At 55.3% G+C, this 14894-nt stretch carries 12 protein-coding genes; 5 read left to right on the plus strand and 7 right to left on the minus strand.

Annotation, left to right across the window (positions count from 1 at the left end):
- The gene (locus LB462_RS07600; protein WP_224506696.1) at positions 1–1209 is read left to right on the plus strand and encodes a molybdopterin molybdotransferase MoeA; all 1209 of its coding nucleotides are present in this window, start codon (positions 1–3) and stop codon (positions 1207–1209) included.
- Here the strand turns inward: LB462_RS07600 and LB462_RS07605 are convergent.
- The 6 genes from LB462_RS07605 to LB462_RS07630 form a co-directional block, all read right to left on the minus strand.
- Complete coding sequence (locus LB462_RS07605; RefSeq protein WP_224506697.1) at positions 1201–2256, minus strand: Gfo/Idh/MocA family protein; 1056 nt, start codon at positions 2254–2256, stop codon at positions 1201–1203. The two genes, LB462_RS07600 and LB462_RS07605, sit on opposite strands and share 9 nt — an antisense overlap.
- Positions 2256–3038, minus strand: coding sequence for a ThuA domain-containing protein (locus tag LB462_RS07610; RefSeq protein ID WP_224506698.1), 783 nt, complete (start codon positions 3036–3038; stop codon positions 2256–2258). The genes LB462_RS07605 and LB462_RS07610 overlap by 1 nt, the downstream gene beginning before the upstream one ends.
- Before the next feature lie 33 nt (positions 3039–3071).
- Positions 3072–4079 (minus strand): ABC transporter ATP-binding protein, encoded by a 1008-nt coding sequence (locus tag LB462_RS07615; protein WP_224506699.1) that lies wholly within the window; start codon positions 4077–4079, stop codon positions 3072–3074.
- Between the two features lie 10 nt (positions 4080–4089).
- On the minus strand, positions 4090–4920 hold the full coding sequence (locus LB462_RS07620; RefSeq protein WP_112529263.1) for a carbohydrate ABC transporter permease: 831 nt from the start codon (positions 4918–4920) through the stop codon (positions 4090–4092).
- Positions 4920–5870, minus strand: a complete 951-nt coding sequence (locus LB462_RS07625; RefSeq protein ID WP_224506700.1) for a carbohydrate ABC transporter permease — start codon at positions 5868–5870, stop codon at positions 4920–4922. Before LB462_RS07625 ends, LB462_RS07620 begins: the two co-directional genes overlap by 1 nt.
- Positions 5871–5970: 100 nt before the next feature.
- Positions 5971–7233 (minus strand): ABC transporter substrate-binding protein, encoded by a 1263-nt coding sequence (locus LB462_RS07630; protein WP_224506701.1) that lies wholly within the window; start codon positions 7231–7233, stop codon positions 5971–5973.
- 323 nt (positions 7234–7556) lie between these two features.
- Between LB462_RS07630 and LB462_RS07635 the strand changes: the two genes are divergently transcribed.
- Positions 7557–8585, plus strand: coding sequence for a substrate-binding domain-containing protein (locus LB462_RS07635; protein WP_224506702.1), 1029 nt, complete (start codon positions 7557–7559; stop codon positions 8583–8585).
- 118 nt (positions 8586–8703) lie between these two features.
- Complete coding sequence (lexA, locus tag LB462_RS07640; protein WP_224506703.1) at positions 8704–9423, plus strand: transcriptional repressor LexA; 720 nt, start codon at positions 8704–8706, stop codon at positions 9421–9423.
- Here the strand turns inward: lexA and LB462_RS07645 are convergent.
- A complete protein-coding gene (locus tag LB462_RS07645; RefSeq protein WP_224506704.1) occupies positions 9420–11720 on the minus strand; it encodes a ComEC/Rec2 family competence protein in 2301 nt (766 codons plus the stop codon). The two genes, lexA and LB462_RS07645, sit on opposite strands and share 4 nt — an antisense overlap.
- 290 nt (positions 11721–12010) lie before the next feature.
- Here LB462_RS07645 and gltX point away from each other — a divergent pair, with 290 nt between their 5' ends.
- Together gltX and gltA are read left to right on the plus strand one after the other, a co-directional pair.
- On the plus strand, positions 12011–13438 hold the full coding sequence (gltX, locus tag LB462_RS07650) for a glutamate--tRNA ligase (protein ID WP_224506705.1): 1428 nt from the start codon (positions 12011–12013) through the stop codon (positions 13436–13438).
- A 145-nt stretch (positions 13439–13583) separates the two neighbouring features.
- Complete coding sequence (gene gltA, locus LB462_RS07655; RefSeq protein WP_112529278.1) at positions 13584–14876, plus strand: citrate synthase; 1293 nt, start codon at positions 13584–13586, stop codon at positions 14874–14876.
- The last annotated feature ends 18 nt before the right edge of the window (positions 14877–14894 follow it).

Consider the following 14894-nt stretch of genomic DNA (forward strand, 5'->3'; position numbering starts at 1 on the left):
ATGTCAGGACTTCTTCCGGTTGACGAGGCGTTAAGGCGTATTCTCGCCAGCGCAGAGAAACTCGAAGCAGAGCTTATCCCTCTTGCCGCCGCCGGTGGCCGCGTTCTCGCTACTGATGTTTATGCCAAACGGCAGCAGCCCCCCTTTGCAGCCTCCGCCATGGACGGATACGCGGTTCAGGCCGCCGACGTGGCGACAGTTCCGGTCACGTTGAAACTGATCGGACAATCGGCAGCAGGGCATGCGTTTTCCGGCACTATGAAATCAGGTGAAGCCGTTCGTATTTTCACTGGAGCGCCGGTTCCCGAGGGTGCGGACAGTGTCGTGATCCAGGAAAACACGATTCCGGGAGACCGCGAGGTCGGGATCACAGAAACCGTCACATTCGGCAGAAATATCCGCAAAGCCGGTCTGGACTTCGACGAAGGCGATCTGCTGCTTGAGGCGGGACGCGTTCTTGATTCAGCCGCCCTCGCCCTCGCCGCCGCAGCCAATCACCCGACGCTTGAAGTGGTTCGGCTGCCTCGCGTGGCCATTCTCGCTACCGGCGACGAATTGGTCACCCCAGGTGAGAATTATCGGCCGGATCAGATCATTGCCTCCAACAGCTATGGACTGGCCGAAATCGTGCGACAGGCTGGCGGAGTGCCAATCGATCTTGGTATTGCCGAGGACCGGCTCGAAGCCTTGAGCGATGCACTCGATGAGGCCGTGGCGGCCAAGGCAGATATTTTGGTCACGCTTGGCGGCGCGTCGGTCGGAGATCATGACCTCGTTCAACCGGCACTCGCTGCCAAGGGCATGGAACTCGATTTCTGGAAGATTGCGCTGCGCCCAGGTAAGCCGTTGATGTTTGGCCGCCTGCAGGACATGAAAATCCTAGGCCTGCCCGGCAATCCGGTCTCCAGCCTGATTTGCGCGCATATATTTCTGATCCCGCTGATCCACGCCATGCTCGACTTGCCCCATACGCCTGATCTTCGTTCGGCGGTTCTTGGCACCGACATGGGCACCAATGACCAGCGTCAGGATTATGTTCGCGCGCGCATCACCAAAGACGATCGCGGACAACTGATCGCGACGCCCTTCGTTATGCAGGATTCGTCGATGCTGAAGTTCCTGGCGGACGCCAACGGCCTGATTGTGCGTGAACCGCATGCGCCCGCGATCAAGGCGGGATCGGCTTGCAGTGTGATGATGCTACGCTGATCCTTCGAGACGGTGTTCCTTGCGGTCGACTTCGGTGACGGTAGCAAGGTCGATTGCCTTCTGCAATTTGGCCGCGTGACGGAATGACGGTTCGAGCGTCCGGCCTTGCCCTACAGCCTCGACAAAGCGTTGATAATTGGTCGGTACCGGCTCGACATCGATTTCCTTCCAGGTCGCCGTCTCGATATCGTCACCTAGGCAAACGAAGAGCTTGGATCCATCATGACGATGCTGGATTTCAAATGAACCCTTGTCGCCATAGACACGCAAACGCAATTCATTGACGTGTCCAGTAGCCCAGCGACTTGAATGCACTACGCCAAGCGCTCCATTGGTGAAGCTCACCGTCATGGTGAAACTGTCATTCGCATCGAGTTGATATTCACCGATCCTGTTGCCGTCGGCTTTGTCAAAGGCTTTCAGACGGCAGAAAACCTCGTCAATCTCCGTATCGGTCGCGTAGACGACAAAATCGAGAATGTGGACGCCCACATCGCCGAGGGTGCCGTTGGACCCATGCTGTTTCGACAAGCGCCACAGCCATTGGCTTTCCGTGCGCCAATCGCCCCAGACTTTTGATACAAGCCAGCTTTGGAGGTAGGACGCCTCGACATGCCTGATCTTGCCGATCTGGCCGCTTGTCACCAATCGGCGAGCAGTTTGTAGCTGTGCTACATTGCGGTAAGTGAGGTTGACCATGCCGACCAGATTGGCGTTTTCGGCGGTCTCGGCCATTTCCATGGCATCGTGATAGTTCGTTGCCAGAGGCTTTTCGCAAAAGACATGCTTGCCGGCGGCAAGACATTTCATCGTTGTGGAATGATGAGCGCTGTCAGGGGTTACATTGGCGACGGCATCGAATTCCCCCCAGGCAAGCGCATCCTCAAGTGACGTGAACGCTCGTTCGAATGAGTATTTGTCACGGAACGCTTCCGCCCTGCCCTTGTCGACGTCAACCGCACCGGCAAACGAGACACCTTCAATGTCGATAAAGTTTCTGGCGTGGGCGCTCGCCATGTGGCCAGTCCCCAGGATTAATAGACGCATTAACGAAAGCCTTCCTCACCAGACTCGTGCAAACTGCCGCCGCGTGCCGTGATCGGTTCCAAAGCTTTCTCAATCGGCACATTCGGCGCCTGTGTAATATCCGGAAAACGCAGCGGATTATACGCCCAGTTCACCGCATTGCGCAGCACGAGCCCCACAGTTTCGTCATGATACGTCGGGTAGGTTTCATGTCCCGGGCGGAAGTAGAAAACATTGCCTGCGCCTTTGCGATAGGTAAGCCCCGAGCGAAAGACTTCGCCGCCCTGGAACCACGATACGAATATTGTTTCCAATGGTTCCGGCACAGAGAATGGTTCGCCGTACATTTCCTCGTTTTCCAGCTCGAAAAATGCCGGCAATCCTCTGGCGATAGGATGTCCGGGGTTAACGACCCAGAGACGTTCCCGTTCGCCCGCCTCGCGCCAGTTCAAAGCGCAGGGTGAACCCATCAATCTCTTGAAAATCTTCGAAAAATGCCCCGAATGCAGAACGATCAGTCCCATCCCTTCCCAGACCCGCTGGGCCACACGCTCGACTACCTCGTCGGCAACGTCGCCATGAGCGCGGTGCCCCCACCAGACAAGGACATCGGTCTCTTCCAGTACCTTGTCCGTCAGGCCATGCTCCGGCTCCTGCAAGGTCGTGGTTTTGACGCTGAGGTTGGTGTCGCTCTGCAAAAGCTTGGCGATCTGGTTGTGCATGCCTTTCGGATAGATTTCGGCAACTGTTTTATTGATCTGTTCATGGACGTTCTCGCCCCAGATAAGCGTGCGAATTGCCATTGGTCTTTCCTTATCTTTGGTATGGAGGTTTTATCAATTTGCCGCCGGGCGGCCCGATTGGTCGAAACGGTGGATGTTGTTGTTAACGGGCGCAACGCAAAGCAGTTCCCCCGGCTGCTGGTGTGCCGAGCCGTCCTGCCGTACCACCAAGGGTTCCTTGGCGCCGATATCGATATAGAGGAAGCTCTCGGATCCTAGATTTTCCGCCAAAAGAAGCTTGCCTTTCCAGAGACCGTCCTTGTCCTTGATTTCCAGATGCTCCGGCCGCACTCCCAATATGTCGGTCTTGTAGGCATCCGCGAATTGCTCAGTGAGGAAATTCATCTTGGGTGAGCCTATGAAACCGGCAACAAAGATCGATTGCGGCTTTTCATAAAGCTCCAATGGCGTGCCAACTTGCTCGACATTGCCATCCCGCAGAACACAAATCCGGTCTGCCAGCGTCATCGCCTCCACCTGATCGTGGGTTACATAGATCATCGTCGTCTCATGCATCTTGGCGTGGAGCTTGGCTATTTCAAGACGGGTGGCGACACGTAGCGCGGCATCGAGATTGGACAGCGGCTCATCGAAGAGAAAGACCTTCGGATCGCGAACAATTGCCCGGCCGATGGCAACCCTCTGCCGCTGGCCGCCGGAAAGCTGCTTGGGAAGCCGGTCAAGATAATCCGTAATCTGCAGCATTTCCGCGGCCTTATGCACTCGCCGCTTGACGTCGTCCGCGCTGCCCTTTGCCAGCTTCAGGCCAAACGCCATGTTGTCATAAACGGTCATATGCGGATACAGCGCATAGGATTGAAACACCATGGCGATACCGCGCTGGGATGGCGTCAGACTGTTGACGATCTTCTCATCGAAAGCGAGCGTCCCTGACGTGATGTCCTCAAGCCCGGCGACAAGCCGCAGCAGCGTCGATTTTCCACAACCCGACGGGCCAACGAAAACCATGAACTCGCCGGGCTCGATTTCAAGGTCCACACCTTTGATAACGTCGAACGTGCCGAAGGATTTTCGGAGATCTTGCATACGAATAGTGGTCATTTGAAGCTCCTTAGCCTTTGACACCGCCAGCCGTGAGGCCGGAAATAATCTTGCGTTGAAAGATGAGGACGAGGACGACCAAAGGTACCGTGACGATCACCGAGGCTGCCATGACGATCCCCCACGGTACCTCGTGCGCGCTTGAGCCGGTAAAGAGGGCGATGGTGACCGGAACCGTGCGCGTTTCCGTCGAGGACGTGAAAGTCAACGCGAAAAGGAACTCGTTCCAGGCCGCGATGAAGGCAAGCAATCCGGTCGTTACCAGCGCAGGCCACATGAGGGGCAGGAACACCCTTGTTATGATCACCCAGGGCGTGGCGCCATCGACGATGGCAGCCTCTTCGATCTCGACCGGCAGATCACGCATGAACGTCGTGAGTACCCATACCGTAAATGGCAAGGTGAAGATCATGTAGGAAAAGACCAACCCGCCGAGCGTGTTATAGAGGCCGAGAAGCCGGATGACTTCGAACAGCCCGGCGAGGACGGCTATCTGCGGGAACATCGAAACTGACAGGATCGTCAGAAGCAACAACGAGCGCCCGCGAAATCGAACCCTGGACAAAGCAAAGGCGGCCGTAACCGCCATCAGCAAAGAGAGGGTCACGACGCATGCCGATACAATGATGGAATTCAACAGGTTGCGGGCAAAACTTCCCGAAGCGATAACGTTCACATAATTCGCTACGGAGAATGAAGTCGGCCAATATTCGATTGTGAAGATCGCACTACCGGTTCTAAAACTTGTGATGATCGCGTAGTAAAACGGGAAAACCGCGCAAACAACGATCACAGCGACAAGTGCATAGAACGCTGTGTTTTTGATGATGGACATGGGCATCAGCGCTCTCCTCCGTCCAGCTTTACACGGCCGATCCAGATCGCCAGCATGGTCATGAGCGCTATAACCAGAAACAACAGCGTCGACTGTGCCGAGCCATAGGCGAACTTATCGAAGTCGATCAGATTCTCGCGCGCCAGAACCGACATGGTCTTGGTCTGGGCACTGTTTGGCGTCAGCACGTAGATCAAATCGAAGATGCGCATTGCATCGAGCAGCCGGAATATGATCGCCACCATCAGCGCTGGTTTCACTAGCGGCAACGTGATCCGAAAGAACTGCTTGACGGGATGAACGCCATCGATGCGCGCCGCTTCATAAATGTCACCCGGGATCATCTGTAGACCTGCGAGGATCAATAGCGCCATGAATGGCGTGGTCTTCCACACATCGACGATCAGCACAGCGATCATCGCGGTATCGGAACTTGCGGTCCAGGCAATCGGATGGTCGATCAGGCCGACGCGCATGAAGAGATCGTTGAGGATGCCAAACTGATCATTCATCATCCATCCCCACATGCGGGCCGATACGATGGTCGGGATCGCCCAAGGGATAAGGATTGCCGCTCGAACGATGCCCCTGCCCTTGAATTCGGCATTAAGGACGAGAGCTATGATCATTCCAAAAACGGCCTCGAGCGCCACCGAGATAACGCTGAAGCGAACCGTGTTCCAGACAGCATTCCACCATGCCGGATCGACCAGCAGACCGGAATAAATCGTCCGCCCGCTTTTGAGCTGTATCCACGAAAGATAATTCTTGAAGCCTACCCACTTGGCCGCATCGATGTTGGTCAGCGAGGCATCAGTAAAGGAAAAATAGATCGTACGGAGCAGCGGCCAGCCCGCAACAACCGCCAAAGCCAAAATCATGGGAAGAAGAAACAGTCGTGCGGAGCGCGACCGCTGACGCAAGAGTTCCGAACGTACAGTGGGAGACGCTGTCATCAAATTCCTGCCCGCGAAGGTTACATTCAGGTTTGATCAGGCAATCGGTACGAATGGTCTATGATAAGTCCAATCGCACCGCGCCGTCGACTGGCAGGGATTACCAGCTACCACCCTGAAGTTCCGTCAGCTTGGCTTCCAGAAGCTCAAGATTATCTGCAGCAGTTCCGTTGCCGGACAACGTGTCGTGGATCGCGCTCCAGAACATCGACGACACTTCGTTGTATTTGACCTTCGTGGGTGCGGATGGACGAGGCACGGCCGTCTCGAATACTGGCTTCCAGTTCGTGATTACCGGTTGAGCCGCGGCAATGTCCTTGTCGTCATAGAGTGCCTTCAGCGTAGGCAAATTGGCGATTTCGATCGCCCGTTCCTTCTGTTGTTCGGGTGCAGCCAGGAATTTGACCAGTTTGATCGCTTCCTCGGGTGATTTTGTATATTTCGAGATCGCAAGATTCCAGCCGCCCAACGTCGCGGCAGAACTCTGCCCCTCTTTCGAGCTCGGCAGGGTCGTCACGTCGAACTTGCCCTTGATCGCGCTGTCCGGGCCATTGCCCAGCGCATAGGCATAAGGCCAGTTGCGCATGAAGACGGCGTTCCCCGTCTGCCAGACACCGCGGCTCTCCTCTTCCGTATAGGCAAGGACGCCCTTCGGTGTAATCGTATCGATCCAGCCCTTTGCCCGGTCGACTGCAGCGACTGCTTCTGGATTGTTGATTGAGATCGTACCGTCAGGCTCGATAATCTGGCCGCCGCCAGAAGACTTGATCCATTCAAGCGCGTTGCAAGTCAGGCCCTCGTAGGCGTTACCCTGGAAAACAAAACCATACATCGCCTTGTTGCCGGCGCCGCGTTCGCCCTCCTGGATTTCCTTGGCGGTCGCAGCCATCTCGTCCCAGGTTTTGGGAACCGGCTTCTTGTATTTCTCCAGAAGATCCTTGCGGTAGTAGAAGGCCGGCGCGTCCGTGTACATCGGCATGGCAACGAGTTTGCCATCAACCGTCTGGCTTTGGATCATCGATGGAAAGTGTTGATCGACGACATCCTTCATGGCCTCTGTCAGATCGAGAAACTGGTCAGCCAATTGCGGCGCCCAGATCACATCCGTACGGTAGACATCGATGTCCGTATTTCCCGCAGCAAGCCAGAGCCTGTACTGGCCAAACTGGTCGGAGCTGTTTGCAGGCATCGCGACAATTTTGACTTTGTTGCCCGTTTCCTTTTCGAAACGATCGAGCTGCTTGCGCAGGAACTCGCGCCCGTTACCCGTATCGCCGGAGACGATTGAAAGGTCGGCGGCGAACGCGCCCGAACAGATCAACGTTGTAGCCAAAAGGCCTGCAAGGATTGATTTCGCTCTCATGATTTCCTCCCGTAAATCCACGACGGAACAACGCGTACTGGTGGTGCGCTGTTCCAACTTATGAAAACTCCTCCTCAAACACTTTGAAGCATTAACGTAAAATACCAATCCAAAGCGCTTTGGGTAAAAGGTGACAAAGGCCAGTCCTGCTGTCAAGTTGGAATATCCGATGTCTGTTAGAATCCAGCGGATAACGGCGATCTGATTTCTACCCGCTTCCATCTTGAGTTGAAATTACTTCCAAAGCGCTTCGAAATTGCGCTATGGTAAGGCGCTAGATGCCCTCTGATTAACTGGAATTTTTCACTCTTGGATCGTCTGATATGAAACTCAAGGAACTGGCCGAACAACTTGGGCTCTCGCAAACGACGGTCAGCCGCGCACTCAATGGCTATCCGGAGGTCAACGAGGCAACCAGGGAGCGGGTCAACAAGGCCGCCCTCAAGTTTGGCTATAGCGCCAACGCCAATGCGCGCCGTTTGGCGATGGGGCGTGTCGGCGCGATTGGAATTGTCGTGCCTATTCACAGCAGCGAGCGTTTCGGCCCGCATACCAGCGAGTTCTTGTCCGGCCTTGCCGAGCGTCTCTCGCGTGACGAAATCGATTTTCTGATCACCCCCCTGATCAACAATGACGAGATTTCCGCCTATAAGCGTCTGATTTCCAGCAAGCGCGTCGATGCGATGATTGTCTCGCACCCTTCCCTTGTCGATGAACGCGTTGCCATGCTTGCCGAAGCGCAATTTCCGTTTGTGCTTCACGGGCGGACTAACATAGATACACCGCACGCCTGGCTGGATATCGACAACAAGGGTGCCTTCTATCAAGCAACGTCGCATCTGCTCGATCTTGGCCACAAGCACATTGCCATGATCGACGGCCTCAAAGGTTTCACCTTCTCGGAGCACCGTGAGGAAGGCTATCGTAATGCGCTTAACGAACGCGGCATTTCGATTGACCCCAATTTTATCGTGCATGATTGTTTTTCCGACGAGATCGGTTTCCGCGAAACACAACGTTTCCTGTCCTTGAAGCCTCATCCAACCGCCATTCTCGCAGGATCGATGATGACAGCATTGGGCGTTTCCCGGGCGATCCGCGCCAAGGGCTACCAGCTTGGCAAGGAAGTTTCGATCATCGCCCATGATGACGTCTTTCCCTACCTCAATGCCAGCAACATGGTTCCGGCGATGACGACGACACGTTCTTCGATAAGAGCGGCAGGTACTCGGATTGCAGAAATGCTTGTTCGCTTGCTTGATGGCGAGCCACCGGAAACCATCCACGAAGTTTGGCCGGTTGAACTGATCCTTCGCCAATCCAGCGGCCCGCCGGTTGTTCCGGCTAAGTAACAGCCAACCCACGTTTCTCGGCTTCCGTACACCTCATATTAATCCTTGTGGAACACAACTGGAACAGATAGTGTTTGTTCTGGTTTTGTTTTTTCCGATTCCACGCAAAGGATCGCCGATGCTCACGCGTAAACAACATGAACTTCTGCTCTTCATCCACGAGCGTTTGAAGGAGACAGGCATCCCACCTTCGTTCGACGAGATGAAGGATGCATTGGATCTTGCGTCGAAATCCGGCATACACCGGTTGATCACTGCTCTCGAAGAGCGCGGCTTCATTCGCCGGCTTGCAAACCGTGCAAGAGCGCTGGAGGTTTTGCGCCTGCCGGACTCCATCGCTCCCGGCCTCAACGCCCAACGGAAATTCTCGCCGAGTGTCATCGAGGGAAGCCTTGGCCGAAATGTCGCCCCTGCCCGCCCACCGGCGCGTTCCTCCGACGATATAGGCGCATCGACGGTCGTCAGCATCCCGGTCATGGGCCGCATTGCCGCTGGTGTGCCGATTTCCGCGATCCAGAATCAGACCCATATGATCGGCCTGCCCCCGGACATGATTGGGAGCGGCGAACACTACGCACTCGAAGTCAAAGGCGATTCGATGATCGAGGCCGGGATTTTCGATGGCGATACGGTCGTCATCAAGCGCGGCGATACCGCCAATCCGGGCGAGATCGTTGTCGCGCTGGTCGATGACGAAGAGGCGACGCTCAAGCGCTTCCGCCGTAAAGGAGCGTCGATCGCCCTCGAGGCGGCGAATCCGGCCTATGAGACGCGGATTTTCGGACCGGATCGCGTTCAGGTTCAAGGAAAGCTTGTCGGTCTTATACGACGATACTAGCAGTCCGGCTTTTCGCAGCCTGATGCCTTACCGCTATCAGCATTCACACGTTTACGGGATTTGTAGTCCTCGATGTTACGCGCGGCACGCGAATACATTCGGTAGGCGTTCCATGGCCGGACCGGTGGTCCTACGGCGTAGTTGATGGTGACGGACTGAAGGCGTCGAGCGCGCGAGGTGTTTGTCTCGGCAAGGATGACCTCTGGTGAACCATTTTCGCTGTTTGTGGAGGGTAGCCGAACAGGTTCGTAAGACTTCAAAGTGATTTCTGCGGTACCATGTAGCGCGAGATCGCGCTTGGTGAATACGAGTATGTTCTTGTCCTCGCACGTCGTGGGTCCGGCCGAGTACGCCAGAACCACGATGTCTCCCTCCTGGCAGGCAGATGACCTCTGTGCAGCTTGGTCCGTATAGGCGATTATCAATCCGCCCGGCTCGCGTGCGGTACAAACGTTTTCAACACATTCAAACTGCATTTCTTTAGAAATTGCGCCAGCCTTGGACCGCTTTATCACCTCGTTTATACCATAGCCCTGCTGCCAATTGTTTAGAGTGAACGCACTGCCGGTTGCTCGATTGACCGCCAGATTGCCGTCATCAGTGCGCAATGCGACCAGTTTTCCATCCTCTGAAACAATAATCTGCGGCTCCTGCGCTCGCATCATCAGCAAGGCCGCGCTTAACAATAACGGTATGCCGCACAGCCGAAGACGCGTCGACAGGAACAGCAACATCACAAGACCAATGCTCATGAGGATCAAGGTGCCTTGCGGCATAAGGCCGAGATTGCCGTTGGGAGAGCGCGAAGCGACCATTTTTGCAAGAGCGATGACGACCTCGATGCCCTGTCCCATGACCGTAAACGGTAGCCAATCCAGATCGAATGGCATGGCCAGCAAGCCGAGCACAGCAAAAGGCATGACAGCAACTGAAATGACCGGCAATGCGAGAGCGTTACCGATAAGGCCGAACGGCGCCGTATTATTGAAATGATAAGCCGCAAAAATTGAGCTCGCAGTCCCGGCTACCACGGATGTCATGGCAATCGCGCCGACATGGTTCACGGCCTTTATCGGCAGCGCCAAAAGCAAATGGCTGGACGCACCTTTCCGGAAGGCCTGCCTTCCCTGACGCCGGGACCACCAGCTATAAAATGCAATCAAGGCGGCAGTCGCCGAATACGACATCTGAAAGCTTGGTCCGAGGATTTCGTGCGGTGAGATCGCCGTGGTGATCAATGCCGCAATAGCAAGATTGCGCATCGATATCGCCGCCCGGTCAACAGTCATGGCCAGGAGCATTACAGCGAGCATGACGAAGCTGCGCTGGGCCGCGACATCGGAGCCTGACAGCAGCAAATAAAATGCGGAACCCACCAAGGCTATCACCGCCGAGAATTTCTTCACGGGGAACCGCGCCGAAAATCCGGGGAACAACGCCATGATCGCGCGTAGTGAGCCGATAATCGTTGCCGCTACCAGTGCCATGTGGAAGCCGGAGATTGACAGGATATGCGAAAGTCCGCTCAAGCGAAAAGCACTGTTGGTGTCATCGCTGATGCCATCGCGCTGGCCGGTGATCAACGACGCAGCGATGTCACCCTGTTCGCCTCTGATGTTATGCAAGATGCGCTGGGTGAGTTGCTGTCTGATATTTGCAATCACCAGCAAGATTGTAGCAACTGGTCCTGTGTCCGAAGCCACAGGCACTATTTCGAGCTTCCCCAGCACAAATCCACTGGCACCGACACCTCTGTAGTAATTATAGAAGGCGAAATCATAATTGCCCGGCCGCATCGGGCCTGACTGCGGCCGCAGATGAACGAGGCCTTTGAGACCATCGCCAACCTTCAGGTTGCGAGGAACTGATCTTGCCGAAACAGCAACGCGGTCCGGGCCGTATTTCAGTGCCGGTCGCTCTGTCGAAATCACATCCATGGTGAGACGCCATCCACCCTTGGCATCTCGCGACATGGCTTTGACACGGCCCGTCATTCGCGTCGTGACTTCCGAGCCAAGCATTCGGGTTCCGGCCCGGATCGTTTCGACTTTGCCAAAAAGCATGCCGGCCACCAGGGCGATCGCGAATAGAAGAACAAGCCGCAACATGGGCCGTGCCTGCGCCAAGGCATGGCAACCGACGAGAAAGGTCATCCCTGAAAGAATGGCGCTGAGTCTCGGTTCGACAGCCGCGTTAAAATAGAAAATCGCACCGATACCCGCAAAGACGGGTAAAAACAGAAACAGCGTACCGCGATCGACTTCGCAGTTGAATGCCTTCGGAATCGCGAGGGGCACGGACTGAAGTTGAGTTCGTGCAGAATTGCCAAGTCCACGTAACCTCGCAGGCCAGTTTCCCTTTTCAACGACTAAATCACTGGTCCGTGTTTGAGTCGCGATTTCATAACCGCCGCTGTCGGGACGGAAAAAAAACAGCTGTTCTCTGGTCTTTGTTTTGGTAGCAGGACCTTCCATTTGCTTTCCGGTTCTGCCAGTGCCCTTGCACAGCAGCGGTGCTATGCTACATGAACGCCAGATCAATTCGATTGGACGTTCGGCTAATACGCTGGGCACCTGCTGGAGAACTTATGTCATCTTCCGTTGTCACCCGTTTCGCACCCTCTCCGACCGGTTATTTGCATATCGGCGGCGCCCGCACTGCCCTGTTCAATTGGCTTTATGCCAAGCATACGGGCGGCAAGATGCTGCTGCGCATTGAAGACACCGATCGGGAACGCTCTTCGGAAGCAGCCGTAACTGCAATTCTCGACGGTTTAAAATGGCTGGGTCTTGATTGGGATGGCGATGCCGTGTCGCAATATGAGCGCGCGCCACGCCATCGCGAAGTTGCGGAAGAGCTCGTCACCAGAGGTAAGGCCTATTATTGCTATGCTTCACAAGCCGAGCTTGAAGAAATGCGCGAGAAAGCCCGCTCCGAAGGCCGTCCACCGCGTTACGACGGGCGCTGGCGGGATCGCGATCCCAAGGAAGCACCCGAAGGTATCAAGCCGGTCATCCGCATCAAGGCGCCTCAGACGGGTGAAACACTCGTTCGCGACCAGGTTCAGGGCGATGTCCGGTTCCCCAACAAGGATCTCGACGATTTCATCATCCTGCGCTCCGATGGCAATCCGACCTATATGCACGCTGTCGTAGTCGATGATCATGACATGGGCGTCACCCACATCATCCGTGGCGACGATCATTTGACCAATGCGGCGCGACAGACGGTTATCTACGACGCGATGGGCTGGGATGTGCCGGTCATGGGTCACATTCCCCTCATTCATGGCGCAGATGGCGCAAAATTGTCAAAGCGGCATGGCGCGCTTGGAGTGGAGGCCTATCGCGCCATGGGTTACCTGCCGGCCGCGCTACGCAATTATCTCGTTCGTCTCGGCTGGAGCCATGGTGATGACGAGATCATGTCCGATGAACAGATGATCCAATGGTTCGAAATCTCGGATATCAACCGCGGCGCATCGCGCTTTGATTTCCAGAAGCTCGAGGCGATCAATGGCCATTATATGCGCATCTCGGACGATGCGGACCTGGCCAAAGCCATGATCGATATATTGCCGGAAATCGAGGGTGGCGCGGAGATGCTGTCGCGATTGGATGGCAACACGAAAAAGCAATTGCTCGCCGCGATGCCCGGCCTGAAGGAGCGCGCGAAGACATTGGTGGAACTCGCAGATAGCGCAAAGTATCTTTTCGCGAAGCGACCGCTTGCACTCGATGAAAAAGCGCACGACTTGCTTAACGAGGAGGGCCGGAGCATTCTTTCCGGCGTACTTCCGGACCTTGCTGCGGTTGATGAGTGGAGCGCTGAGCCGTTGGATGCTGCAGTGCGGGCATATGCGGAAAAAACTGGTCTGAAGCTAGGTAAAATCGCGCAACCTCTGCGTGCCGCTTTGACCGGAAGAGCAACGTCTCCGGGTGTTTTCGATGTATTGGCGGTGTTGGGAAGAGAAGAATCCCTTGGCCGCATACAGGATCAGGCAAAAGGGCGATAGCACGCAAATTTGAGCACATTTTTGCATTGCAACATCGTACCTTTCGAGTACGGTGTCGTGCCTGACAAGATAAGATTGTGGCCTCATTCGAGGTAGATGCTTTTGCGCTGGATCAGCGCAAGTCAAAGCAAGAAAGGAACGGCAAATGTCTGAAAACAGCGTCAACATCGACCTGAATGGTCACGAATTCTCCTTACCCATTAAAAAGGGGACTATTGGACCGGATGTCGTAGACATTGGGACATTATACAAGAACACCGGTGCCTTCACGTATGATCCGGGGTTCACATCCACTGCTGCTTGCGAGTCGCAGATCACCTATATCGATGGCGATGAAGGTATCTTGCTGCATCGCGGTTACCCGATCGAACAACTGGCCGAACACGGCGATTTTCTAGAAGCCTGCTATCTATTGCTCTACGGCGAATTGCCGACAAAGAGCCAGAAGGCAGACTTTGACTTCCGCGTAACCCGGCACACCATGGTGCACGAGCAGATGTCGCGTTTTTTCAGTGGTTTCCGCCGCGATGCGCATCCAATGGCTGTCATGGTCGGCTGCGTCGGCGCCTTGTCCGCGTTTTATCACGACTCGACGGACATTTCCGATCCGCATCAGCGCATGGTCGCTTCGATCCGCATGATTGCGAAAATCCCGACCCTCGCCGCGATGGCCTACAAATATCACATCGGTCAGCCTTTCGTTTACCCGAAGAACAATCTCGATTTCGCGACGAACTTCCTCCACATGTGCTTCGCTGTTCCCTGTGAGGATTACGTGCCAAATCCGGTTCTTGCACGCGCAATGGATCGCATTTTCATCCTGCACGCCGATCACGAGCAGAATGCATCGACGTCCACAGTTCGCCTGGCCGGTTCGTCGGGCGCCAATCCCTTCGCTTGTATCGCTGCGGGCATTGCCTGCCTCTGGGGTCCGGCTCATGGCGGCGCCAACGAAGCAGCACTGCAGATGCTCGGTGAGATTGGCACCATGGATCGCATTCCCGAGTTTATCAATCGCGCCAAGGACAAGAACGATCCGTTCCGCCTGATGGGCTTTGGTCATCGCGTCTACAAGAATTACGATCCGCGCGCAAAGATCATGCAGCAGACGACGCGCGAAGTGCTCGCCGAACTCGGCATCAAGGATGACCCACTGCTTGACGTTGCCATGGAACTTGAGCGGATTGCGCTAACCGATGAATATTTCATCGAAAAGAAGCTTTATCCAAACGTCGACTTTTATTCCGGCATCACATTGAAGGCGCTTGGCTTCCCCACCACCATGTTTACCGTGCTGTTCGCTGTTGCGCGCACCGTCGGCTGGATTGCCCAGTGGAAAGAGATGATCGAAGACCCGCATCAAAAGATTGGCCGCCCGCGCCAGCTCTATACAGGTGCGACGCCGCGCGATTATGTGAGTGTTGAAGATCGCAAATAGTCACCATCATATGGTCAA

The organism is Phyllobacterium chamaecytisi, from assembly GCF_020164455.1.
GTDB lineage: Bacteria > Pseudomonadota > Alphaproteobacteria > Rhizobiales > Rhizobiaceae > Phyllobacterium > Phyllobacterium chamaecytisi.